This window comes from Enterobacter sp. 61D5 (assembly GCF_034107965.1).
Taxonomy (GTDB): Bacteria; Pseudomonadota; Gammaproteobacteria; order Enterobacterales; family Enterobacteriaceae; genus Enterobacter; species Enterobacter cloacae_M.
The window spans coordinates 295,727-320,256 of the sequence record NZ_JAWNFK010000008.1 but is presented as its reverse complement, the minus strand read 5'-3'; the positions used below and the strand labels follow the sequence as shown (position 1 = coordinate 320,256).

Here is a 24,530-nt window from a genome sequence, read left to right as displayed (position 1 = left end):
GGTAAGGCGTAGCCGCCACCCGGCTCTTTTTTAACCACCACACTCCTGCTACACTGTATGCCTGAACAGTATATGGAGCAGTATGTGAGCAGGCGTCAATCCGCCCCGCGTCTTGAGTTTGAAGCGGCGGCTATCTACGAATATCCCGAACACCTTCGCCCCTGGCTTGAGGCGCTGCCTAAACAGCCGGGCGTGTATATCTTTCACGGTGAAAGTGACACCCTGCCGCTCTATATCGGCAAGAGCGTTAACATTCGCAGTCGGGTGTTATCCCATCTGCGTACGCCGGACGAGGCCGCCATGCTGCGTCAGTCGCGACGCATTACCTGGTTCCAGACGGCGGGAGAAATGGGGGCGCTGCTGCTGGAGGCGCGGTTGATAAAAGAACAACAGCCGTTGTTCAATAAGCGCCTGCGCCGCAACCGTCAGCTCTGCTCCCTGCAGATAAACGATGGCAAGCCGCAGGTCGTCTACGCGCGCGACGTCGATTTTTCTCATGCCCCGAATCTCTATGGGCTGTTTGCCAATAAACGCGCCGCGCTCCAGGCGTTGCAGACGCTGGCGGACGATTTACAGCTTTGCTACAGCCTTTTAGGTCTGGAGGCAACCACCCGCGGACGCGCCTGTTTTCGATCAGCGCTGAAGCGCTGCGCCGGTGCCTGCTGCGGGAAAGAGAGCGTTGAGGCGCATCACGCCCGGCTCCTCACCGGTCTGGCGGCCATCAGCGTAAACTGCTGGCCCTGGGAAAGCGCCGTTGCGCTAAAAGAAGTGGGCGAGGCCATGACCCAGTATCACATTGTCAACAACTGGCTCTGGCTGGGCGCTGTCGACGACATCAACGACGCGGCAACCCTGCTGCGCACGCCCGCCGGATTTGACCACGATGGCTATAAAATTCTCTGTAAACCGGTCCTGGCAGGAAAGTTTGAGATCATTGTGCTCAATGACCCGGCAGCCACGTGATTTCGCTGAACAATAAGGTGCCCTGAGCCTCCAGCAGACGCAGCGTATGGGTACCCTCCTCCCAGCTGGCACCCTGATCGGCCGTCAGCAATTTATCGCCCAACTGCCACGCCCCGCTTAGCACGAACACCACGCCCCCGCGTGAGCCAAAGGTGGTAAAGGTTCGGTCAGCAACGCGCACCTTCGCCCGGCAGCAGTCGCGCCGGGTCATGATGTTAAAGTCCATCGCCATCTGCCCGTCTGAAAGCAGCGCTTTCACCGGTAAATCGCCGGCAAAACTGTAGGGCTGATGATGCTTGAGGGTATGGGAGAACGCCTGACCCGCGTCCAGCGTCACCTCTCCCCCTTCCAGCAAGGTAATCACCCGGTCAACACCCGGAAACGAGGAGAATTCGCCGTTGCTGGCAATCGTCGCGATACTGGCACGCCACTGAAAATCGCGCGTCGCGGGAGGGAAGCAGCAAATCTCACGCGTTTCGCCAGCACCATTGCGCCAGAGGCTGACCGGCATCTTACGGATATCAAAGAACTCCATCACCACTCCTGAATGGCACAACCCGTGCCAGGGCAAGGATATCGCTATCGTTGCTGTCTTGTTTGTTATCGTTGGGTATTCACAGAAACAGTATCGGCAGCAGAGCGGGCAGGCCTTAGCGGAACGTTAATAAAAATTCTAACGCCATGACTCTGCAAACATTCTCTGAAGCGACTACAGGAGGATACCGCGCTGGCGGCGGCAGGCAAGAGGGCAGGAAAGAAAAACCGCCGGTCCTGTCCACAGCGGTTGCGCTTTTGTGGACAGGATCCCGGCGGTCTTAAGAGTGTGAACCGATTATTCGGTTGGTGCTGGCATTTTACCTTCCATCGCCGGACGTTCTGTCAGACGCTTCTCAAAATTCGCATTAAATTGTTTTTTCTGTTCCGGGGTCAGAATGTTGTAGATCTTGTTCTGGGTTTCCATGTGAGCCAGCATGCGGGCTTTGTGCTGCTCGGCCATTTTGTCGATCTGCACTTCGGCTTTCGCCTTATCGAAGCTGTCGCTGGCGATGATGTCATGCATCGCACGGCGCTCTTCAAGCGGAGGACGTTTCATCTGGTCACGCTCACCTTTTCTGATGTCGCGGATCTGCTGCTTCTGCGCATCCGTCAGGTTGAGATCCTTAAACATCATCATCTCGTTGTGCATACCCGGACCTTTATGATGCATCATCATTTTGCCTTCAGCAGGCGCGGCAGTCGTAGTGGTCGCAGTATCTGCGGCAAACGCCATGCTGGTAGCGCCCAGAGCCAGGGTAGAAGCAACAAACAGTGCAGTAAACTTACGCATAATTTATTTCCTTTCTTTCAGTTATTCTTCGGCGCTATGCCGTGTTGACGAGATTAACTTTACGGCGTTTATCGTCAATTAGTCAGAGCAACGGTAAAACAATGAAAGTGTAAAAAACAAATTTTCGCCAAATGTGGAGGAAATAAGGATAAAGCGTGGAGAGTTGCAACAAAAAATATTCAATTCAATGATTTTAAAGAGATTTGGCAGAAGTATAGCGAAGTACCGATCAATAATAAAGCAATTCACCAGGAATATTCTGCAAAATAAGCGCAAGCGCTTTAATCGTTAAGAAAAGTTTTTTACCTCCCCCTCCCGGATTATGAGAGGGGAAAGGTTCAGGATATTTTTTCCAGCATCAGCCCGGCCCGCAGGCCAAACGCGACGGTGGGGTTAGGGAATAAAACATACTCGGTGTTTTTCTGCACCACGTAACGTTCCTCCCCATCCTCAGCCAGCAGCACCCCTTTGCGGAACGGCGTGAAGTTCAGGGTGTGTGCGGCCATATGGAGCAGGAAGGCATCGCTGCGGCGCGTGATCTGCTGCACGACCCGATACCGCTCAACGGGCTGATGCGCGTGCTCGGGAGCCGTTCCACCCAGTAGCGCCCGAAGGGCGAGATGAGTAGGCACAAAGCGGGTCAAATCGTTCTGGCCGAACGGCAGCGCTTTTCCCAGCTCCAGCGTGCAGGACAGCGCAGCGAAACGCTCACAGGTGAAATGGGTAAAGGTTCCGCCCGGCGACTGATGAAATACCAGCGCCTCCAGCCCGGCGTCACCCAGCCAGCTCAGGAACGCTTCATCCCACGGCTGACTGCGCTGCGGCAGAACGCCGAAGCGTACGTGGTAAGACGCGCGGATTGCCGTATGCAGATCCAGATGCCAGCGGCCCGGCCCCGCAGCGGCAAAAAACGCGGTCACGACGTTCTCCAGCCACTCGGCCCGCGCCGTTTCATCGCTCTGCGGAAACTGCGACCAGCGGCCGCCGAACATGCGGTTAATGTCGCTCACCAGATACCGTTTGTTTTGCGCCAGCGCAGGGGGATTGCCGAGCACCACCAGCACGCGGCACTTCAGGGCGATCTCATTGCGGTACAGCGCACGCAGCAGCATATCAACAATCTCAACGGGCGCGGTTTCATTCCCGTGGAGACCCGTTGAAAGCAGCAGCGAGAGATCGCTTTTTATGGTCGGCGTCAGCTCAAGCACCCCGCGCCCCAGCCACCGCCAGCGAAATGAGGGGCCGTCCCCCTCTTTCTGTTCCGGCGTCTCATCGGCCAGGGTCAGCGCCAGTAAATTTTCCATATCCACTCCTTTAGCGCTGGAACGGGTAAACCGATCCCAGCTGCAGGATTGTCGATAACGCGTCCAGCGCCTCGCGTCCTTCACGCAGAAGCTGCGGGTCAACCAGTTCCGCCTGCGTCAGACGATCCCGATAGTAGCGATCGACCCAGTCATTCAGCCGCGTAAAGAGCGTATCGTTCATCATGACCGCGGGGTTCACCGCCTGCATTTCGTCCTGAGTCAAGACCACGCGCAGACGTAAACAGGCTGGCCCGCCGCCGTTGGCCATGCTTTCGCGCAGATCAAACACGCGCAGTTCGTCAATCGGGTTATCGGCCTTGACCAGCTCCGTCAGGTAGCGCCACACGCCTTTATGATCCCGGGACTCCTGCGGCAGGACCAGCATCATGCTGCCATCGTCACGGCTCAGCAGCTGGCTGTTGAACAGATAGGTTTCTACCGCGTCCTGCACGCTCACCGCCTCCGTTGGCACCTGGATTGGCGTGAAGCCGCGCACGCGCTCATGCAGCGTGGCGAGCAGCTTCTCCTGATGGGCAAACGCCTGCTCGTGGCAGAACAGCACCTGGCGGTTAGAAACGGCAATCACGTCGTTATGGAACACGCCCTGGTCAATCACATGCGGGTTTTGCTGGGCAAAAACCACCTGGGAAGGATTGACCTGGTTCAGGCGAGCAACCGCCTGGCTGGCCGCCAGCGTCTGACGAGCAGGATAACGGGTTGGCGCAACGTGGCCCCCCTCTTCTCGCCCGTAGATAAACAGCTGCAGGCCCGGGTCGCCATAGTCGCCCCCCAGGCGGTTATGGTTGGCCGCGCCTTCGTCGCCAAACATCGCCACCTGCGGCAGAGCCTGATGCACCTCAAAATGGGCGTCATGGTTGAAAATGGCGCGCAGCACGCGCTCGGTGGTTTCCGCTTCGGTGGCGCGGTGGAATTTATTGTTGAGGTTCGCCACCGTCAGATGAACTTTGCCATCCAGCGTGTCGGCTGACGGCGCGACGGTCGCGGCGTTTGCCACCCACATCGAGGAGGCGGAGCTTGCCGCGGAGAGCAGGTGCGGCGTCTGCGTACCCGCTTTTTCGACGACCTGCTCATCGGTACCGCTAAAGCCGAGCTGACGAAGGACAGCCACGTTCGGGCGTTCCTGCGGCGGGATCACCGCCTGCGGGAAACCGGCATCCGCCAGCGCCTTCATCTTCAGCAGCCCCTGCTTCGCCGCCAGCTTCGGGTTCGACACCTGAAAGCGGTGCTTCGTCGAGGCTTCATTACCAAAAGAGAGACCGGCATAGTGGTGCGTCAGCCCCACCAGCCCGTCAAAGTTAACCTCACGCGCTTTCATGACGATCCCCTCCGGTAAAATCCAGCCCCGGATTAAGCGTCTCCGGCAGCGTCAGCGCCGGGGTTTCCAGGCTCGCCATCGGCCACGCGCAGTAATCGGCGGCATACCACGCGCTGGCGCGATGGTTGCCCGACGCGCCTACGCCGCCGAACGGCGCGGTGCTCGCGGCCCCGGTCAGCGGTTTATTCCAGTTCACAATCCCGGCGCGCGCTTCCAGCAGCAGCCGATCAAACTTCTCGCGATGCGGTGAAATCAGCCCACTCGACAGGCCGTAGCGGGTGTTGTTCGCCATCGCAATGGCCGCATCGAAATCATCGTAACGCCAGACGCACAGCAGCGGGCCAAAGACCTCTTCATCCGGCACGTTGCTTGCGCCGCTCATCTCTACGATTCCCGGCGTCAGCAGCGAAGCACCCTGCTGAACCTGCTTCGGCTCAAGCAGGGTTTTCGCGCCGCGCGCGACGTGGTCCTGCCAGGCCTTCAGCACGTTCAGCGCGGCCTGTTCGGAAATCAGCCCGCCGATAAACGGCTGCGGGTCGGCATCCCACGCGGCAGGCACCAGACGCGCGCTCACTTCAACCAGACGCTTCAGGAAGGCATCCCCCTGTGCGCCCCGCTTCACAAGCAGGCGGCGGGAGCAGGTACAGCGCTGTCCGGCGGTAATAAAGGCGGACTGAATCGTCAGGTGCACCGCGGCGTCAATATCATCAGGGTCTTCCACAATCAGCGGGTTGTTGCCGCCCATCTCCAGCGCCAGGATTTTCTCCGGCTGCCCTGCCAGCTGGCGGTGCAGCTGATAGCCCGTACCGGCGCTGCCGGTAAACAGCAGACCGTCGATATCGCTCAGCGCGCTCAGAGCCTGACCGGTTTCCCGCCCGCCCTGCACCAGATTCAGCACGCCCGGCGGCAGGCCGGCCTGTTCCCAGAGTTTGACCACCGCCTCGCCGGTGAATGGCGTGAGCTCGCTCGGTTTGAAGATGACGGTATTGCCCGCCAGCAGTGCAGGCACAATATGGCCATTCGGCAGGTGTCCCGGGAAGTTATACGGGCCAAACACCGCCAGCACGCCGTGCGGACGGTGACGCAGCGTGGCCGCGCCGTCCGGCATGTCGGTGTGCTGTTCGCCGGTGCGGGTGTGGTACGCCTTGACCGAAATGGCGATTTTGTTGATCATCGCCGTCACTTCGGTTGTCGCTTCCCAGCGCGGTTTACTGGTTTCAGACGCGATGATGCGCGTCAGTTCGGCCTTGTTTGCCTCCAGCAGCCCGGCAAACTTTTCAACAATTTCCTGGCGCACGGCGAAAGGCTGTTTTGCCCACGCCGGAAAAGCGCGGCGCGCGGCCTGGCAGGCTTGTTCTACCTGCGCGGCGCTGGCGTCATGCCCCTTCCAGAGCACCTCTTTTCCAACCGGATTGGTCTTTACGCGCTCTTCGCCTTCGCCCGTGACCCAGTCACCGTTAATCCATAATGTCATGCTGTTTTCTCCTCAGGGCAGAGACGCACCAGGCGAACCGTATCGCCGGCGTTACATTTCAGGGCATCCAGTTCTGCAGCCGTCAGCACCAGACGTTCACATTTCGGGTTGGTACGCACCAGCATGGCGCGGAAGTTGGCGTAATTTTCATTCGACACCAGACAGGCGGGCCAGTCACCCGGCGCGGGCTGACCTTCAGAGACCTCAACCAGACGGCTTTTACGGATCGCGCGCACGCGGTCGATATCGCACTCAAGCGTTGGGCCGCCGTCAAAGATGTCGACATAGTTCCGGTAGCGGAACCCCTCTTTCTCCAGCACCGCGCGGGCAGGCGCGGTCTGCGGATGGACTTCGCCAATCACCGCCTGCGCTTCCGGGCTGAGGAAATGGGTATAGATAGGATGCTTCGGCATCAGTTCGGCGATAAAGGCTTTCTGGCCGGTGCCGCAGAGATAGTCCGCCCGGCTGAACTCCATCGAGAAGAAGCGCTCGCCCAGGCTCTCCCAGAACGGCGAGTAGCCGGTGTCGTCGATCACGCCGCGCATCTCCGCGACCACTTTTTCGTTAAAGCGATCGCGGAAGGCGGCCATAAACATAAAGCGCGATTTGGAGAGCAGGTAGCCGTTGCCCTCTTTGCGCCACGCCGGGTCGAGGAACAGCGTGCATAGCTCGCTGGCGCCCGTGTGGTCATTGCAGAGAAACAGCGTGGGCAGCGCGTTATAGACGTTCAGCTCTTTCGAGGCGTGAACCATGGTGCCGACGCGGTAGTTGTACCACGGGTCGTTAAGCCCGACGGCCACTTCAATGGCGCAGATCCCGGCCACGGTCCCCGTGTCGGTGTCTTCCAGCACGAACACATACCCCTGTTCGCTTTTTGGCAACGTCCCCTGCCAGGTTTGCAGGGCGCGCTCAATTCGCGCCGACAGCGTTTTTTCATCGGCAGGAAGCGAGGTCAGCCCGCCTCCCGTCTTACCGGCAAGCTGCATGAGCCCGGCGAGATCGCCGCGCTCAACGGGACGGATGACCATCATGATGACACCCCGGATTTCACTTTTTCACACGCCAGCGCAAAACGGTCCAGACCGGTTTGCACCTCTTCCTCGCTGACGATCAGCGCGGGCGCAAAACGCACCACGTTGGCACCGGCAATCAGCACCATCACGCCCACTTTTGCCGCTTCCTGTGAAATAAGTTTAGCTTTTCCGGCAAACTCGGCGGTGAGCTCGCAGCCGATTAACAGTCCCAGACCGCGAATTTCTTTAAACAGCCCCGTTTTGCCGTTGATGGCATTCAGGCGCTCAACAAACCAGTCGTGACGCTGCTTAACGCCTTTCAGCACCTCAGGCGTGTTAATGATGTCGAGAACCTGCCCGGCAACGGCGGTGGCCAGCGGGTTGCCGCCGTAGGTGGTGCCATGGGTGCCCACGGTCATCACGCTGGCGAATTTATCGGTGGTCAGCGTCGCGCCAATCGGGAAGCCGCCGCCCAGCGCTTTGGCGGTCGAAAGCACGTCCGGCGTTACGCCATAGTGCATATAGGCATACAGCTCGCCGGTGCGGCCCACGCCGGTCTGCACTTCGTCGAAAATCAGGACCGCGTTGTGGCGATCGCACAGCTCGCGCAGCCCCTGCAGGAAGGCTTTTTGCGCCGGAAGCACGCCGCCCTCACCCTGCATCGGCTCAACGATCACCGCGCAGGTGGTGTCGTTAATCAGCTCGCTGGCGGACTGCAGATCGTTATAGATACCGTGGCGAATATCCGGCGGCAGCGGGGCAAAATCCTGCGAGTAGGAAGGCTGGCCGCCCGCGCTGACGGTAAACAGCGTGCGTCCGTGGAAGGCATTTTTAAACGCCACGATGCCGCTCTTGTGGGTACCAAATTTATCGTGCGCATATTTGCGCGCCAGCTTCAGCGCCGCTTCGTTGGCTTCCGCCCCCGAGTTACAGAAAAAGACCTTTTCGGCAAACGTCGCGTCGATCAGTTTTTTGGCCAGACGCAGCGCGGGCTCGTTAGTAAAGCCGTTGCCGGTATGCCAGAACTTCGCCGCCTGGTCATTCAGCGCCTGACGCAGCGCAGGATGCGCATGACCCAGCGCGTTAACCGCAATCCCACCTGCAAAGTCGATATACTCTTTACCCTGCTGATCCCACAGGCGCGAGCCTTCCCCACGAACCGGAATAAAAGCCGCCGGAGCGTAAACCGGCATCATCCATTCATCGAAATTTTCACGCGTAATTGACAGAGACATAGCGACCTCATCCGGTAAATAAAAAGTTATTTGAATGTTAAATAATTGAGTGTTTGCACTGTGAATGTAGATTGCAGCCTTCGTGCCAGCCAGCGATAAAATTGCATAAACGGGTTGAGGTAACAGAATATCAATAAGTTACAATATGGAGTTATTCACTGTTAGTGCATAAAAAGTGAATATTTTTACGACAAGCGGCGCTTTGCCGCATGAAAATCAGAAAGAGTATGCACAGGCCAAATATAATTCTGGAATTGTGATCGCTCGCGAAATTTATCGGTCATTTACGCCCTGTTTGAGGGCGATGCGCGTCAGAATGGTGCAAATATTGCACCACCGGCATTATCTGTTGCAGTTATTGGCCGAACCCGGTAACAGTTGACGCAAATTCTGCTACCATCCATGCACTATTCACCTTGCACTGGCAGCGACTATGAAATTTGTCTCTTTTAATATCAACGGCCTGCGCGCCCGCCCCCATCAGCTTGAAGCCATTGTTGAGCAACATCAGCCAGATGTGATCGGCCTGCAGGAGACTAAGGTTCACGACGACATGTTCCCCCTCGAAGAGGTGGCTAAGCTCGGCTACAACGTCTTCTATCATGGGCAGAAAGGCCATTACGGCGTTGCGCTGTTGACCAAAGAGACGCCAGTTTCAGTCCGCCGCGGGTTTCCCGGCGATGATGAAGAAGCACAGCGCCGCATCATCATGGCGGAACTGCCTTCCCCGCTGGGTAACATCACAGTGATTAATGGTTACTTTCCCCAGGGCGAGAGCCGCGACCATCCGACCAAATTCCCGGCCAAAGCCAAGTTTTATCAGGATCTGCAGAACTACCTGACCACCGAACTGAGCAAAGATAATCCGGTGCTGATCATGGGTGATGTGAATATCAGCCCGACCGATCTGGATATTGGCATCGGTGAAGACAGCCGCAAACGCTGGCTGCGTACCGGCAAATGCTCCTTCCTGCCGGAAGAGCGCGAGTGGATGCAGCGCCTGCTTGACTGGGGTCTGGTGGATACCTTCCGTACCGCCAACCCGGACACGCAGGATCGCTTCTCGTGGTTTGACTACCGCTCAAAAGGCTTTGACGACAACCGTGGCCTGCGTATCGACCTGCTGCTCGCCAGTTCGCCGCTGGCAGAGCGCTGCATCGAAACCGGGATCGACTACGAGATCCGCAGCATGGAAAAACCGTCTGACCACGCGCCGGTGTGGGCTAAATTCAAGCTGTAATGACGCGTGAACATTCGAAAACTCGCTTTCCTGTGCGCCCTTCTGGGCGCATTTATTCTGACGTTTGTCATGCTTCCCCCTGGCACACTCTCCCTGGAAGGGATTAAAACCCACCAGCAGGCACTCCTCTCCCATGTTGACCACGCGCCGCTGCAAAGCGCGCTGATCTTTTTTGCGCTCTACGTGGTGGTCTCCGCCCTGTCGATCCCCGGCGCGGCGATCCTCACCCTGCTGGGCGGGGCGTTATTTCCCCTGTGGGAAGGCACCCTTCTGGTCTCGTTTGCCTCCACGCTCGGGGCGACGCTTGCGATGCTCGCCAGCCGTTATCTGCTGCGCGAATGGGTCCAGCGGCGGTTTGCTCAGCAGATGAAAACGGTGAACGCCGGTATGGCGCATGACGGCGCGGGCTATCTTTTTGCCCTGCGCCTGATGCCGCTGTTCCCATTTTTCCTGGTGAATTTGCTGATGGGGCTGACCCGCATTGAAGTCTGCCGCTACTGGTGGGTCAGCCAGGTCGCCATGCTGCCCGCGACGGTGGTCTTTCTCAACGCCGGGCGCGAGCTGGGTAAAGTTGCGTCCCTGCGCGATATTTTGTCGCCGGGCATGCTAATCGCCTTTACACTACTGGGGTTATTGCCGCTGGCTACGCGCCAGCTGTTTTCCCGTTATCTCCCGTCTGTTAAAAAGTGAGGCATTATGCGCCGTGTGCGTTTTTGCGCGTTCCTGACTGGTCTGCTGCTGGCAGCCCCCCTGTGTGCCGCCGAAAGCTGGCACGCTATCCAACAGCAGGCCAAAGGCCAGACCGTCTGGTTTAACGCCTGGGGCGGCGATCCGGCGGTCAACCGCTACCTTGAGTGGGTCAGCGGTGAGATGCAAACGCACTACGCCATTACCCTAAAAATTGTCCCGCTGGCGGACGCCGCCGATGCGGTAAAACGGATCCAGACGGAAGCCGCAGCGGGGCGTAAGGCCAACGGCTCGGTTGACCTGCTGTGGGTCAACGGCGAAAACTTCCGCACGTTAAAAGAGGCGAACCTGCTGCAAACCGGATGGGCTCAGACGTTGCCAAACTGGCGCTATGTCGATACCCGCAAGCCCGTAACGGAAGATTTTGCGATTCCAACCGACGGGGCGGAGTCCCCGTGGGGCGGCGCGCAGCTGACCTTTATCGCCCGACAGGCCAGCATGCCGACCCCGCCGGAGGATCCTCAGGCGCTGCTGGCGTACGCGCGCCAGCACCCGGGCAAGATCAGCTATCCTCGCCCGCCCGATTTTACCGGCACGGCATTTCTTGAGCAGCTGCTTCTGACGCTCACCGATCGCCCTGAGGCTTTACAGAACGCGCCAGATGCAACATTTGCTGAGGTTACGGCGCCGCTCTGGGCCTACCTCGATAAGCTGCACCCGCTGCTGTGGCGCGAAGGCAAAGACTTTCCCCCTTCACCTGCCCGAATGGATGCCCTGCTTGCCAGCGGCAGTCTGAACCTGTCGCTGACCTTTAACCCGGCCCATGCGCAGCAGAAAGTGGCGAGCGGCGAACTGCCTGCCGACAGCTACAGCTTTGGTTTCCAGAGCGGGATGCTCGGCAACGTCCATTTTGTGGCTATCCCGGCCAATGCCGCCACGAGCGCGGGTGCGAAAGTGGTCGCTAATTTCCTGCTTTCGCCGCAGGCGCAAATCCGCAAGGCCGACCCGGCCATCTGGGGAGACCCGAGCGTACTGGATGCGAAAACGCTGCCCGAAGAGGAAGCGAAACAGCTGCTGGCCCATACGCCTCAGGGGCTGCCGCAGGTGCTTGCAGAGCCGCAGTCCGCGTGGGTGAACGCGCTGGAGCAGGAATGGCTGCGTCGTTACGGCACCCGCTGAGCGGGCTTGTCTGGCTGGCGATGGCGGTGATTTATCTGCCGATCCTGCCCGCCGGCGTGATGCTGTTCGCACCGGCGCTTTCTGCGACAAACTGGCAGCGTCTGCTGAACGATCCGCAGCTGCCGCAGGCGACCGTCGCCACGCTGGTCTCAATGCTCATCGCCACGCTGGGGGCGCTGCTGATTGCCCTTTTCTTCGTCTGCCTTTTGTGGCCAGGTCAACGCTGGCGACGCCTCACGACCCGGCTGCCCTGGCTACTGGCGATCCCCCATGTGGCGTTCGCCACCAGCGCGTTACTGCTGTTTGCCGAGGGCGGTCTGTTTTATCAGCTCTGTACCGTCTGTACGGCTCCGCTTGACCGCTACGGCGTCGGGCTGGGCCTGACGCTCGCGGTCAAAGAGAGCGCGTTCGTGCTGTGGGCCATTTACGCCGTACTGCCGGAACAACGGCTCGCGCAGCAGAAGATCGTCCTGCAGACCTTTGGCTACGGGCGTTATCAGACGCTCAGCTGGCTGATCCTCCCGGCGATCGCGCCTGTCCTCGGCGCGGTGATGCTGGCGGTGCTGGCATGGTCGCTCTCGGTCGTGGACGTGGCGATCGTTCTCGGGCCCGGCAACCCGCCCACCCTGGCCGTGCTGGCCTGGCAGTGGCTAAGCCAGGGCGACGCGCAGCTGCAGGTAAAAGGAACGCTGCTGTGCCTGCTTCTTCTTATACTGCTGGCCGCGCTTGCCGCCCTCGGATACGGCCTCTGGAGGGTATGGCGTCGCACAATCCCGGACCTCGCGGGGGGGCGCCGAAGGTCTCAGCGCGTCCTGCCTGAGCGGGCACTCAGCGGGTTACTGCCCGCGTGCGGCATCCTGTGCACGGCGGTACTGCTGATGCTGGCGCAAGGGGGCGACGTGGGTTCCGTGGGGACCAGCTTCTCATTCGGCCTGCTGTCGAGCCTGATCGCCCTCATCGTCATTTTTCTCTGGCTGGAATGGGGACCGCAGCGCGGCGCAGCGTGGGTGTGGTTACCGCTCGCCCTTCCGGCGCTGCCGCTCGTCACCGGGCAATACTTTATTGCATTACGTCTGGGGCTCGACGGGCACTATGCCGCCGTGCTCTGGAGCCATCTGCTTTGGGTGTTGCCGTGGATGCTGCTGGTTCTGCAGCCCGCCTGGCGGCGAATCGATCCCAGGCTTATCCTTACCGCCAGAACGCTCGGCTGGCGACGGGCAAAAATATTTCTACTGCTGAAATGCCCCCTGCTGGTGCGCCCGGCGCTGCTGGCCTTTGCTATTGGTTTTTCCGTCAGCATGGCGCAATACATGCCGACGCTCTGGCTTGGCGCGGGGCGCTTCGCCACGCTGACCACCGAAACCGTCGCGCTCAGCAGCGGGGGCAGCATCCCGATTCTCGCTAACCGGGCGCTGGGATTACTGCTGGTTACGGGCACGGTGTTTGGTCTTGCCGCACTGTTATCCCGGCTCGCGGGCCGCTACCGTCAAGGATTACGTTAATGCTGAAGGTAAAAGATCTCACCATCGAACCGCTTTTCCGCGAGGTCAATTTTTGCGTTCCTCGCGGGGAGATCGTTACCCTGATGGGGCCGTCCGGCAGCGGCAAATCGACCCTTTTTGCGTGGATGGTCGGCGCGCTGTCAGACGATTTCCAGGCGCGGGGCGAACTGTGGCTCGACGCGCGTCGCTGCGATAGCCTCCCTGTTGAAGCCCGCGGGCTGGGCATTCTCTTTCAGGATGCGCTGCTGTTTGAACAGTTCAGCGTCGGGCAAAATTTGCTGCTGGCCTTGCCTGAGCGGATCGTCGGGAGAGCGCGTCGGGAAGCGGTCGAGCAGGCGCTGGATTCCGCCGGCCTGAGCGGTCATTACGCCAGCGATCCGGCCACCCTCTCCGGCGGGGAGCGTGCCCGTGTCAGCCTGCTGCGGGCCCTCCTCGCAGAGCCGCAGGCGCTGCTGCTGGACGAACCGTTCAGCCGCCTCGATAAAACGCTGCGCACGACGTTTCGGACATGGGTATTTGACGCCGTCCGCACGCGCAATATCCCGGTGGTGCTGGTCACGCACGATGAGGACGATATTCCGCCCGGCGGCGAGCTGATTGAGATTTCTCGCTGGCAATAATGTGCTAACGCAATGTTTTCCGTTTCGGGAGAGACGACAATGCCCCCCTCTTTTACTGACGTCAGGTTATTCGATGAAACGTGTTTCTCAACTGACCGCGCTGGCCCTGCTCTGCGGCCTCGCTTCCTTTTCCTCTCTGGCGGCTGATATGGGCAACGCGATGACGCTGTCTCAGCTTCAGGCGCAGCACGGCACGCCTGTCGACACCCGTCCCAGCGCGTTTTACAACGGCTGGCCGCAGACCCTCAGCGGCCCCTCCGGGCACGAACCCGCCGCCCTCAACCTTGCTGCCGCCTGGCTGGGCGCAATGAGCGACGAGCAGATTGCGAGCTGGGCAAAACAGCATCAGCTTACGCCCGCGACGGCCATCGCCCTCTACGGCGACGAGAACGATAACCTGGCGGTGAAATCCCGCCTGGAGAAAGCCGGATACCGCCACGTCTCGCTGCTCAGCGATGCTCTGCAGACGCCCGACCGCCTTCAGCGCCTGCCTCACTTTGAACAGCTGGTTTACCCGCAGTGGATCCACCGCCTCCAGCAGGGTAAACCCGTGACCGCCGCGCCGGCCGGTGACTGGAAAGTGATTGAAGCCGCCTGGGGCGCACCAAAGTTTTACCTGCTGAACCACATTCCCGGCGCGGGCTACATCGACACCAACGAGGTGGAAAGCGAGCCGCTGTGGAATAAAGTCTCCGACGACAAGCTGAAAGCGATGCTGGCGAAGCACGGGATCCGTCACGACACTACCGTCATTCTGTATGGCCGTGACGTTTACGCCGCCGCGCGCGTGGCGCAGATCATGCTGTATGCGGGCGTGAAGGATGTGCGTATTCTCGACGGCGGCTGGAAGGCGTGGTCGGATGCTAGCCTGCCGGTTGAACGCGGCACGCCCGGCAAAGTGACGCCAGCCCCCGATTTTGGCGCGCCGATCCCCGGCCAGCCGCAGCTGATGGTTGATATGGAACAGGCGCGCGGAATGCTGCACCGTCAGGATGCCTCCCTGGTCAGCATTCGTTCGTGGCCGGAGTTCATCGGCAAAACCAGCGGCTACAGCTATATCAAGCCAAAAGGTGAAATTGCCGGTGCCCGCTGGGGTCATGCGGGCAGCGACGCGACCCATATGGAAGATTTCCATAACCCGGATGGCACCATGCGCAGCGCGGACGATATCGCCGCCCAGTGGAAGCGCTGGAATATTCTGCCGGAACAGCACGTCGCGTTTTACTGCGGCACCGGGTGGCGCGCGTCAGAAACCTTTATGTACGCCCGGGCGATGGGCTGGAAGAATGTCGCCGTCTATGACGGCGGCTGGTACGAATGGAGCAGTCACCCGCAGAACCCGGTCACCACCGGAGAGCGCGGGCCAGAGAGCGCTCTCTAAGGGCTGAGTGACTTCAGCGTCACATAGCCGCTCCAGACGCGCGTTGTGGTGGTCAGCCAGCACAGCGCGCCGAATACCCACGCGAACAGCGTAAAGTGCGCCGGGAACAGGCAGCACAGCACGAACAGCGCGATGGTCTCCGTCCCTTCCGTTAACCCACCGATGTAATAAAACGACTTGTGCGCGTAGCCGGGGTTGTCGATATCGTGCTTCGCGGCCAGCGCCGCAAACGCCAGAAAGCTGCTGCCGGTACCGATAAACGCAAACAGCAGCCAGGCGGCCGCGAGCGCATTCTCTGCGGGAGCCGCGAGCGCAAAGCCAAACGGCACCAGGGCGTAGAACAGAAAATCGAGCGCGATATCGAGAAATCCCCCCGCATCGGTCAGCCCTCTCCGGCGCGCCAGCGCGCCGTCCAGACCATCCAGCAGGCGGTTAAGCACGATGGCGGCCAGCGCCGCCGGATACCAGCCGAGGGCCAGAAACGGCAGCGCCAGCACGCCGATGGCAAACCCGGTCAGGGTCAATCCGTCGGGCGTGATGCCCGGCTTATCCAGCACGGAAACCAGACGATTTAGCGCGGGCTTTACCCGCGGGTGCAGGTGACGGTCAAACATGAGGAGTCTCGTTAAACGTAGCGCACAGCCCCTGCGCCGGAATATCCAGCGCGGCATTAAAGCGGGCGGAGAGATTCTGAAACGCAATCAGCGCCGTCATCTCGGTGATGGCATCATCCGTGAAGTGGCGTTTCAGCGCCGTTCTGACTGTCTCATCCGCCCGGGGCGGCGTGGCGGTTACCGCCTCGGCGTAGGCCAGCGCCGCGCGCTCCTGCTCGGTGAACAAGGCGGAATCCTGCCAGTCGCTCACGGCCTGAACCTTATCCAGCGCGCCGCAGCGCTTGGCCAGCCGCAGGCTGTTGGCATCAATACAGAAAGCGCAGTGACAGAGCTGGGATACCCGCGTCATGAGCAGCGAACGCAGCGCGGGCGTCAGGCGCGCGTGACGACGCTCCAGAAAGCCGACAAACAGCGCCACCAGCCAGAACAGACGCGGCATTCGCCCCCACCACCGGGTGGGATTCAGCACCGCGCCAAAATGCTTTTTCTGCATGGCGACAATCGGTTTAAGGCTGGCGGGAAGGGATTCGAGGGGGGCAACCCAGGCGGTGGACTCTTTCACCTGATTCTCCTGTTTACTGGACTCTGAGAAAGGGCAAGATAATATGTCTTTTTTCGCTATTAATTATTGACGACCATGCTGAAAACACTCGATGTCGTTGCCGCCATCATCGAAAAAGACGGCAACATTTTACTGGCGCAGCGCCCTCTCCACGCCGACCAGCCGGGAATGTGGGAATTTGCAGGCGGTAAAGTCGAGGCCGGAGAAACCCAGCCAGAAGCGCTTATCCGCGAGCTGCGTGAAGAGTTGGGCATTGACGCCCTGCCGGGGCAATACGTGGCAAGCCACCAGCGGGAAGTGTCGCAGCGGTTGATTAACCTGCATGCCTGGCACGTTCCTGCTTTTCGCGGCGAGCTCACGGCGCACTACCACAGCGCACTCGCGTGGTGTACGCCGGAAGAGGCGTTTGGCTACGCCTTAGCCCCCGCGGATATTCCGCTGCTGGAAGCGTTTATTGTTTTACGCGACGCCAGACCAGCGGGTTCGTACTGATGGCGCGCTCGTCGCGCTGGCACTGCAGCAGAATGCCGTCCGCTTTCACAACGGCCCCTTCCGAATAGTTTTGATTCTGATAGATGCAGCACTGATTACAGGGCTGTACCGTTTGATTCTGGCCGCTGGAGCTAAACACTTCCGGCGGCACATTCACTTCCACATCCGGGCGAATGCGGTCAGCCTGCGCGCCTGCGGTAAAGATCAGACATAACCCGGTGAGTACAAAACGGTTCATAGACACATCTTCCTGTTGTTCCCTTGATAATGACTATAACGGTAAACCCGCGCGGAACCTTTAATTTATCTCTTCATCGCTTTTAGTTATGACGCCCGCCCTCTCATTAATTTCCCTTTCGTCCTGAATTTCTGCTTGCCTCACAAAGCGGTACGGGTGGTATAGTCAAAAAAACAACACAAATCGCATAAGTAATAAACACAAAATACGATAAGAGGTTCTTATATCTATGGATCAGATACGCTCTCTGGAAAGTTTCCTTGCCCACGTTCAGCAGCGCGACCCGCACCAAAGCGAGTTCGCGCAGGCCGTGCGTGAAGTGATGACCACCCTGTGGCCCTTCCTTGAACAAAACCCGCGCTATCGCCAGATGTCTCTGCTTGAACGTCTTGTCGAGCCAGAGCGCGTGATCCAGTTCCGCGTGACGTGGGTTGACGATCGCAATCAGGTACAGGTTAACCGCGCATGGCGCGTACAGTTTAACTCGGCCATAGGTCCGTTTAAGGGCGGCATGCGGTTCCATCCGTCCGTGAACCTGTCGATTCTGAAATTCCTCGGCTTCGAGCAGACCTTTAAAAACGCCCTCACCACGCTGCCGATGGGCGGCGGGAAAGGCGGCAGCGATTTCGACCCGAAAGGCAAAAGCGAAGGCGAAGTGATGCGCTTCTGCCAGGCGCTGATGACCGAACTCTATCGCCACCTCGGCCCGGATACCGACGTTCCTGCCGGTGATATAGGCGTGGGCGGACGTGAAGTGGGCTTTATGGCCGGGATGATGAAAAAGCTCTCCAACAACAGCGCCTGCGTCTTTACCGGCAAGGGGCTGTCGTTTGGCGGCAGCCTGATCCGCCCGGAAGCGACAGGATACGGCCTGGTTTACTTCACCGAGGCGATGCTCAAGCGTCACGGTTTAGGCTTTGAAGGCATGCGCGTCGCGGTATCCGGCTCCGGTAACGTGGCGCAGTACGCTATTGAGAAGGCGATGCAGCTTGGCGCTCGCGTGGTGACCGCCTCTGACTCCAGCGGCACGGTGGTGGATGAAGCCGGCTTCACGGCAGAGAAATTGGCGCGCCTGTGCGAAATCAAAGCCAGCCGCGACGGTCGCGTGGCGGATTATGCCCGAGAGTTTGGCCTGACGTACATGGAAGGGAAACAGCCGTGGGGCGTGCCGGTGGATATCGCCCTGCCGTGCGCCACGCAGAACGAGCTGGATGCGGACGCCGCGCGCACGCTGATTAGCAATGGCGTAAAAGCGGTGGCCGAAGGGGCGAATATGCCGACCACCATCGACGCGACGGACCTGTTCCTGGAAGCGGGCGTGCTGTTTGCCCCGGGCAAGGCCGCTAACGCGGGCGGCGTGGCGACCTCCGGCCTCGAGATGGCGCAAAACGCCGCGCGTCTCGGCTGGAAGGCGGAGAAAGTGGATGCGCGCCTGCACCATATCATGCTGGATATCCACCATGCCTGCGTGGAGTACGGCGGCGAGGCGTCGCAAACCAACTACGTGCGCGGGGCGAATATCGCCGGATTCGTGAAGGTGGCGGATGCGATGATTGGTCAGGGCGTGATTTAAGGTTTATCGCGTGCGGCCGGGTGCCCTCACCCCGGCCCTCTCCCACAGGGAGAGGGAGAAAACCGGGCGTATCAGGCCGCAGAGCTGCTTTTCGCCGGGTGGCGGTTTCGCCTTACCCGGCCTACGGTTTAAGAGGCTGCCGCGCTCTTTTTCTTCTTGAACGGTTTCTTCGCGCCGCCACCGGGTGCAACCATCCCTCTGAACGTTTTCACCGGCGTGCTGCGCGCCTGATCGATCAGCTGATAAAGCGTCCCGACCAGCGGCTGCATAAAGTCCTGGTAGCGGCACTGCTTCTCGCTGATCTGCGTCAGCACCGATTCCCAGTGCGCGGTCATGTCCGGCCTCGCGGCCAGCTCCGGCAGAGAATGAATCAGCGCCCGGCCCGGTTCCGTTGAGTGGATGTAGCGTCCCTTTTTCTCCAGGAAGCCGCGCTTAAAGAGCAGCTCGATGATCCCCGCTCGCGTCGCTTCCGTCCCCAGACCGTCGGTGGCGCGCAGGATCTTCTTCAGATCTTTATCCTGCACAAACCGGGCGATCCCGGTCATCGCCGACAGCAGCGTCGCATCGGTGAAATGGCGCGGCGGCTGGGTCTGGCGTTCAACCACTTCACCCTTCTCGCACAGCAGTTCGTCATCTTTGGCGACCACCGGCAGCGGCGTGCCGTCGTTCTCCTCATCGCGCTCTTTGTTACCGAGCAGCGTGCGCCAGCCAGCTTCTGCGAGGAAACGCGCTTTGGCGATAAACTTGCCTTTGGCAATTTCAAGCTCAATCACGCACTTACGGAATACCGCGTCCGGGCAGAACTGCATCAGGTACTGACGGGCGATCAGGTTATAGACCTTCGCTTCGTTCTCGGTCAGGTTGACGCTGCTGGCACGCGCCGTCGGGATAATCGCGTGGTGGGCATCGACTTTTTTGTCGTCCCAGCAGCGGTTATGGGTGTCCGGGTTTACTGCCGGCTGCGGGAGCAGATCCGGCGCGTGCACGCTGATGGCGTTCATCACCGAATGGCGTCCGGCAAAGTGCTCTTCCGGCAGATAGCGGCTGTCCGAACGCGGATAGGTGATGAGCTTATGGGTTTCGTAGAGCTTCTGGCAGATATCCAGCACGTTCTGCGCGCTCAGGCCAAACCTTTTGGCCGCCTCAATCTGAAGTGCAGAAAGCGAAAACGGCAGCGGTGCGGGTTCTGATTCCCGTTTATCGTTATAGCTGGTGACGATAGCCGGCTGCCCGGTAATGCGGTTAACCACGTGATCCGCCAGCGGACGATGGAGCAGACGCCCCTCTTCATCCTGATACGATTCACAGGCATCGCTCGGCTGCCAGACGGCGGTAAAGCGCTCGTCCTTAGGCGTGACGATATGCGCTTTCACCTCAAAGAAATCTTTGGCGACGAAGTTCTCAATCTCTTCGTCACGACGCACGACAAGCCCCAGCACCGGCGTCTGCACGCGCCCCACGGAAAGTACGCCCTGATAGCCCGCGTTGCGCCCAAGAATGGTGTACGCGCGGGTCATATTGATGCCGTACAGCCAGTCGGCGCGGGCGCGGGCTAATGCCGAGACGCACAGCGGAATAAATTCGCTGTTGGCACGCAGGCGCGAAATCGCCCGCTCGACGGCCTGCGGGTTGAGGTCGTTTATCAGGCAGCGCTGCACCTGCTGGCGCTTTTCCGGCGCCAGCTCAAGATAGTCCAGCACCTCATCCACCAGCAGCTGCCCTTCCCTGTCCGGGTCACCCGCGTGCACGATTTCAGCGGCGTCATGCAGGAAGCGCTTGATCACGTTGAGCTGTTTGGTGACTGAAGGTCGGGGCTGCAGGCGCCATTTTTCCGGCACGATGGGCAGATCGTTTAAATTCCAGCGGGCGTAGCGGCTGTCGTAGACGTCCGGCTGCGCCTGCTCAAGCAGGTGACCAATACACCAGGTGACCACCTGCCCGTTACCGCATTCGATAAAGCCGTCACCTTTGCGATGCGGCTTAGGCAGCACGTCGGCGATGGCACGGGCCAGGCTCGGCTTTTCGGCAATAAACAACCGCATCGAATTAACGGATCTCAATCATCGGTCGACCGCCGCGCGCGGTCACCAGCTCGCCGATTGCCGTCAGGGTGATGCCGAACTCGGCGGCAGTGGCCTGAACCTCGGCTTCCGATTCCGGCGTGACCGCCAGCAGCAGGCCGCCGGAGGTTTGCGGATCGCACAGCAGGTTGCGCCACTCCGCAGGCATTTCGCCCATCAGGTGACCGTAGCTGGCGAAGTTGCGCTGGGTACCGCCCGGCACCGCGCCCTGAGCAATATACTCCTCCACGCCCGGCAGCTTCGGCACGTCCTGATACCAGACCTGCGCCTGCACGCCCGCGCCCTGACACACTTCAGAGAGGTGCCCCAGCAGACCAAAACCGGTGACGTCGGTCATCGCCTTCACGCCGTCGATATTGGCAAACGCCGCACCGGCGAGGTTCATCTGGCACATGACTTCGGTTGCCAGACCTTTGTGCTCCGGTTTCAGCAGGGATTTTTTCTCAGCGGTGGTCAGCACGCCAATACCCAGCGGCTTGGTAAGGAACAATTTACAGCCCGCCTGCGCGGTGCTGTTGCGCTTTACGCGTTCGGTCGGCACTACGCCGGTGACGGCCAGGCCAAAGATAGGCTCCGGCGCATCAATAGAGTGACCACCGGCCAGCGCAATCCCCGCCTGCTGGCAGGCAAAACGACCGCCATCAATCACTTCACGGGCCACTTCCGGCGGGATGGTGTTGATCGGCCAGCCCAGAATGGCAATCGCCATGATCGGCTTACCGCCCATTGCGAAGATATCGCTGATGGCGTTGGTGGCCGCAATGCGCCCGAAGTCGAACGGGTTATCGACAATCGGCATAAAGAAGTCGGTAGTACTGATAATGCTGGTGCCGTTACCTAAGTCATAAACTGCAGCATCGTCACGCGTTTCGTTGCCGACAAGCAGGTTCGGGTCGACAAACTTCGCCTGTTCACTGTGCAGGATGGTCTCCAGCACTTTCGGGGAAATTTTACAACCGCAACCGGCTCCGTGGCTGTACTGCGTTAAACGAATGGTTTGCTCGCTCATGGACATCTCCTGTCATCTCAATCGCGCTATGGTAGCGCTCATTCCATAAAGAGGTAAGTATGGCTGTCTGAATTCTGCGGCAGATGCTCAGAATCCAGACAGTTTAGGTGCGTTATCAGAAACGGCTGACGAAAGGCGTGCTGTCCGGAATGCTGATGGTGCTGGAGGCTTTAAGCTGCGGGGTGCCGAGATAGAGGAAACCGACAATTTTGTCATGCTCACCGCAGCCAAAACCATCACGGACCGCCGGGCTTTCGGTCAGCGCACCGGTGCGCCAGATACCGTTAAAGCCCTGCGCGACGGCGGCCATCTGCATCGCCATCACCGCACAGCCTGCGGACATTTCCTGCTCCCAGACCGGCACCTTATGGTCAGCCTGGCATTTCGCCACGACGGCGATAATCATCGGGGCGCGGAACGGGGCATTGCGCGCCTTGTCGATACCTTTCTCATCCTGACCGGCGGCAACCGCGCCCTGCTCCAGCAGCTGACTGAAACGATCGCGGCCTTCGCCTTCAATCACAAAGAAGTGCCACGGCTGCAGCGTGCCGTGATCGGGGGCACGCATGCCGGCACGCAGAATGTTCTCCAGCTGCTCGCCTGCCGGGGCAGGTTCGGCCAGACGGGAAGCGCTACGGCGGTTAACAAGCAGTTCGAGTGCGTCCATTGGTTAACTCCTTTCTTGAAATTTACTCACAAAATTAACACGACGGCAGATTTTGTTACAGCCTGGCAGGCGATTCCTGCTGACAAGTGGCGGTTGGGTCATTACGATAACCCAACATTACCGTCCAGTGGCGACGGAAACAGTCATTTTCTGGTTAGGGAGAATACATGCGAACCCTTTGGCGAATCATTGCCGGTTTCTTTAAATGGACGTGGCGACTGCTCAACTTCGTCCGCAACCTGGTGATGAACATCTTCTTCATCCTGCTGGTTCTGGTTTGCGCGGGCATCTGGATGCATATCAGCAACGCGAATCAGGCGCAGCATTCGACTCGCGGGGCCCTGTTACTCGATATCACCGGCGTTATTGTTGATAAACCGTCCGCCAGCAACCGTCTGGGGGCAATCAGCCGTCAGCTGTTTGGCGCGACATCAGACCGTCTGCAGGAAAACTCCCTGTTCGATATCGTCGATACCATCCGCCAGGCCAAAGACGACCGGAACATCACCGGGATCGTGCTGGATCTGAAAGATTTTGCCGGAGGCGATCAGCCTTCAATGCAGTACATCGGTAAAGCGCTGCGCGAATTCCGCGACAGCGGCAAGCCGGTGATTGCCGTGGGCGACAGCTACAGCCAGGGGCAATATTACCTGGCGAGCTTCGCCAATAAGATCTGGCTCTCACCGCAGGGGACGGTGGATCTGCACGGCTTTGCCACCAACGGCCTGTACTACAAATCCCTGCTCGACAAGCTGAAGGTCACCACCCACGTCTTCCGCGTCGGCACGTACAAATCCGCCGTCGAGCCGTTTATCCGCGACGATATGTCCCCTGCCGCCCGCGAAGCGGACAGCCGCTGGATTGGCGAGCTGTGGCAGAACTATCTCGGCACCGTTGCCGCTAACCGTCAGATTACGCCTGAGCAGGCATTCCCTGGCGCGCAGGGCGTGCTCGAAGGCGTGCGTAAGGTTGACGGTGATACTGCAAAATATGCGCTCGATAACAAACTGGTTGATGCCCTGGGCACCAGCGCCGAGATTGAAAAATCCCTGAGCAAACAGTTTGGCTGGAGCAAAGAGGACAAAAATTACAGCGCCATCAGCATGTATGATTACTCGACGAAAAAGCCGGATGAGAACGGTGACAGCGTCGCGGTGGTCTTTGCCAACGGCGCCATCATGGACGGTCAGGAGACTCCGGGGAACGTTGGCGGCGATACTACCGCGTCACAAATCCGCGATGCTCGCCTGGATCCAAAAGTGAAAGCGATTGTCCTGCGGGTGAACAGCCCTGGCGGCAGCGTCAGCGCCTCCGAGGTGATCCGCGCTGAACTGGCTGCGGCGCGTGCCGCCGGCAAGCCGGTCGTCGTATCCATGGGCGGAATGGCCGCCTCCGGGGGTTACTGGATCTCAACACCAGCCAACTACATCGTGGCTAACCCAAGCACGCTGACCGGTTCGATTGGCATCTTCGGGGTGATCAACACCGTGGAAAACAGCCTGGATTCTCTTGGCGTGCATACCGATGGCGTGGCCACCTCTCCGCTGGCGGATGTGTCGGTGACCAAATCCCTGCCGCCTGAAGTCTCTGAGATGATGCAGCTCAGCATTGAAAACGGCTATAAGCGCTTTATCACCCTGGTAGCGGACTCGCGTAAAAAGACGCCTGAGCAGATCGACCAGATCGCACAGGGCCACGTCTGGACCGGCCAGGATGCGAAGAGCAACGGTCTGGTGGACAGCCTGGGCGACTTCGATGACGCGGTGAAAAAAGCCGCCGAGCTGGCGAAGCTCAAGCAATGGCATATCGAGTATTACCTGGACGAGCCTTCGTTCTTCGATATGGTCATGGACAGCATGTCCGGCTCGGTACGCGCCATGCTGCCGGAGGCGATGCAGGCTTACCTGCCTGCGCCGGTCGCCACGGCAGCGAAAGCGATGAAGGCGGAAAGCGATAAGCTCGCGGCCTTTAACGATCCACAGAGTCGTTACGCGTTTTGCCTGACCTGCGCTAACGTCCGTTAAAAACCGTCC

Annotated in this window: 23 protein-coding genes; 10 read left to right on the top strand and 13 right to left on the bottom strand. The window is 59.6% G+C overall.

The window, feature by feature from the left end:
• Positions 1–84 precede the first annotated feature (84 nt).
• On the top strand, positions 85–963 hold the full coding sequence (gene cho, locus UTM25_RS10525; RefSeq protein WP_121931787.1) for an excinuclease Cho: 879 nt from the start codon (positions 85–87) through the stop codon (positions 961–963).
• Here cho and ves read toward each other — a convergent pair.
• From ves to UTM25_RS10490, 7 genes are all read right to left on the bottom strand, one after another.
• Positions 941–1,498, bottom strand: a complete 558-nt coding sequence (gene ves, locus UTM25_RS10520) for an environmental stress-induced protein Ves (RefSeq protein ID WP_194401061.1) — start codon at positions 1,496–1,498, stop codon at positions 941–943. The two genes, cho and ves, sit on opposite strands and share 23 nt — an antisense overlap.
• 297 nt (positions 1,499–1,795) lie before the next feature.
• Positions 1,796–2,290, bottom strand: coding sequence for an ATP-independent periplasmic protein-refolding chaperone Spy (spy, locus tag UTM25_RS10515; RefSeq protein ID WP_194401063.1), 495 nt, complete (start codon positions 2,288–2,290; stop codon positions 1,796–1,798).
• Positions 2,291–2,628: 338 nt separating this feature from the next.
• Positions 2,629–3,594 carry a succinylglutamate desuccinylase gene (gene astE, locus UTM25_RS10510; RefSeq protein ID WP_194401065.1) on the bottom strand — a complete coding sequence of 322 codons (966 nt, stop codon included), beginning with the start codon at positions 3,592–3,594 and terminating at the stop codon, positions 2,629–2,631.
• 10 nt (positions 3,595–3,604) lie between these two features.
• A complete protein-coding gene (gene astB, locus UTM25_RS10505) occupies positions 3,605–4,930 on the bottom strand; it encodes an N-succinylarginine dihydrolase (protein WP_194401067.1) in 1,326 nt (441 codons plus the stop codon).
• Complete coding sequence (gene astD / locus UTM25_RS10500; RefSeq protein WP_194401069.1) at positions 4,917–6,404, bottom strand: succinylglutamate-semialdehyde dehydrogenase; 1,488 nt, start codon at positions 6,402–6,404, stop codon at positions 4,917–4,919. Before astD ends, astB begins: the two co-directional genes overlap by 14 nt.
• Positions 6,401–7,435 carry an arginine N-succinyltransferase gene (astA, locus tag UTM25_RS10495; protein ID WP_023311275.1) on the bottom strand — a complete coding sequence of 345 codons (1,035 nt, stop codon included), beginning with the start codon at positions 7,433–7,435 and terminating at the stop codon, positions 6,401–6,403. The genes astD and astA overlap by 4 nt, the downstream gene beginning before the upstream one ends.
• Positions 7,432–8,652, bottom strand: a complete 1,221-nt coding sequence (locus UTM25_RS10490; RefSeq protein WP_029742016.1) for an aspartate aminotransferase family protein — start codon at positions 8,650–8,652, stop codon at positions 7,432–7,434. Before UTM25_RS10490 ends, astA begins: the two co-directional genes overlap by 4 nt.
• 433 nt (positions 8,653–9,085) lie before the next feature.
• Between UTM25_RS10490 and xthA the strand changes: the two genes are divergently transcribed.
• The 6 genes from xthA (at position 9,086) to UTM25_RS10460 (ending at position 15,261) form a co-directional block, all read left to right on the top strand.
• Complete coding sequence (gene xthA / locus UTM25_RS10485) at positions 9,086–9,892, top strand: exodeoxyribonuclease III (RefSeq protein WP_194401071.1); 807 nt, start codon at positions 9,086–9,088, stop codon at positions 9,890–9,892.
• 6 nt (positions 9,893–9,898) lie between these two features.
• Positions 9,899–10,582 carry a VTT domain-containing protein gene (locus UTM25_RS10480; RefSeq protein ID WP_194401073.1) on the top strand — a complete coding sequence of 228 codons (684 nt, stop codon included), beginning with the start codon at positions 9,899–9,901 and terminating at the stop codon, positions 10,580–10,582.
• A 15-nt stretch (positions 10,583–10,597) separates the two neighbouring features.
• Positions 10,598–11,758 (top strand): ABC transporter substrate-binding protein, encoded by a 1,161-nt coding sequence (locus UTM25_RS10475; RefSeq protein ID WP_414146750.1) that lies wholly within the window; start codon positions 10,598–10,600, stop codon positions 11,756–11,758.
• Entirely contained in the window at positions 11,731–13,260 is a 1,530-nt protein-coding gene (locus tag UTM25_RS10470; RefSeq protein WP_194401077.1) for a thiamine ABC transporter permease, read from the top strand. The genes UTM25_RS10475 and UTM25_RS10470 overlap by 28 nt, the downstream gene beginning before the upstream one ends.
• Positions 13,260–13,880, top strand: a complete 621-nt coding sequence (locus UTM25_RS10465) for an ATP-binding cassette domain-containing protein (RefSeq protein ID WP_194401078.1) — start codon at positions 13,260–13,262, stop codon at positions 13,878–13,880. The genes UTM25_RS10470 and UTM25_RS10465 overlap by 1 nt, the downstream gene beginning before the upstream one ends.
• Positions 13,881–13,953: 73 nt before the next feature.
• A complete protein-coding gene (locus UTM25_RS10460) occupies positions 13,954–15,261 on the top strand; it encodes a sulfurtransferase (protein WP_194401079.1) in 1,308 nt (435 codons plus the stop codon).
• Here the strand turns inward: UTM25_RS10460 and UTM25_RS10455 are convergent.
• Together UTM25_RS10455 and UTM25_RS10450 are read right to left on the bottom strand one after the other, a co-directional pair.
• Positions 15,258–15,875 carry a CDP-alcohol phosphatidyltransferase family protein gene (locus tag UTM25_RS10455; protein ID WP_194401080.1) on the bottom strand — a complete coding sequence of 206 codons (618 nt, stop codon included), beginning with the start codon at positions 15,873–15,875 and terminating at the stop codon, positions 15,258–15,260. The two genes, UTM25_RS10460 and UTM25_RS10455, sit on opposite strands and share 4 nt — an antisense overlap.
• Complete coding sequence (locus UTM25_RS10450) at positions 15,868–16,437, bottom strand: carboxymuconolactone decarboxylase family protein (protein WP_194401081.1); 570 nt, start codon at positions 16,435–16,437, stop codon at positions 15,868–15,870. The genes UTM25_RS10455 and UTM25_RS10450 overlap by 8 nt, the downstream gene beginning before the upstream one ends.
• Before the next feature lie 75 nt (positions 16,438–16,512).
• On the opposite strand from UTM25_RS10450, the gene UTM25_RS10445 reads away from it, so the two are divergent.
• Complete coding sequence (locus UTM25_RS10445) at positions 16,513–16,929, top strand: pyrimidine (deoxy)nucleoside triphosphate diphosphatase (protein WP_275944756.1); 417 nt, start codon at positions 16,513–16,515, stop codon at positions 16,927–16,929.
• Here the strand turns inward: UTM25_RS10445 and UTM25_RS10440 are convergent.
• Positions 16,889–17,167 (bottom strand): DUF1496 domain-containing protein, encoded by a 279-nt coding sequence (locus tag UTM25_RS10440; RefSeq protein WP_194401082.1) that lies wholly within the window; start codon positions 17,165–17,167, stop codon positions 16,889–16,891. The genes UTM25_RS10445 and UTM25_RS10440 overlap by 41 nt on opposite strands.
• 229 nt (positions 17,168–17,396) lie before the next feature.
• On the opposite strand from UTM25_RS10440, the gene gdhA reads away from it, so the two are divergent.
• Positions 17,397–18,740, top strand: a complete 1,344-nt coding sequence (gdhA, locus tag UTM25_RS10435) for an NADP-specific glutamate dehydrogenase (RefSeq protein WP_194401083.1) — start codon at positions 17,397–17,399, stop codon at positions 18,738–18,740.
• Positions 18,741–18,868: 128 nt separating this feature from the next.
• Here gdhA and UTM25_RS10430 read toward each other — a convergent pair whose 3' ends face one another.
• From UTM25_RS10430 to UTM25_RS10420, 3 genes are all read right to left on the bottom strand, one after another.
• The gene (locus UTM25_RS10430) at positions 18,869–20,782 is read right to left on the bottom strand and encodes a DNA topoisomerase III (RefSeq protein ID WP_194401084.1); all 1,914 of its coding nucleotides are present in this window, start codon (positions 20,780–20,782) and stop codon (positions 18,869–18,871) included.
• Between the two features lie 4 nt (positions 20,783–20,786).
• Positions 20,787–21,830, bottom strand: a complete 1,044-nt coding sequence (gene selD, locus UTM25_RS10425; protein WP_047174036.1) for a selenide, water dikinase SelD — start codon at positions 21,828–21,830, stop codon at positions 20,787–20,789.
• Between the two features lie 115 nt (positions 21,831–21,945).
• Positions 21,946–22,497, bottom strand: coding sequence for an NAD(P)H nitroreductase (locus tag UTM25_RS10420; protein WP_194401088.1), 552 nt, complete (start codon positions 22,495–22,497; stop codon positions 21,946–21,948).
• Between the two features lie 167 nt (positions 22,498–22,664).
• Between UTM25_RS10420 and sppA the strand changes: the two genes are divergently transcribed.
• The gene (sppA, locus tag UTM25_RS10415; RefSeq protein WP_194401090.1) at positions 22,665–24,521 is read left to right on the top strand and encodes a signal peptide peptidase SppA; all 1,857 of its coding nucleotides are present in this window, start codon (positions 22,665–22,667) and stop codon (positions 24,519–24,521) included.
• Positions 24,522–24,530 lie beyond the last annotated feature (9 nt).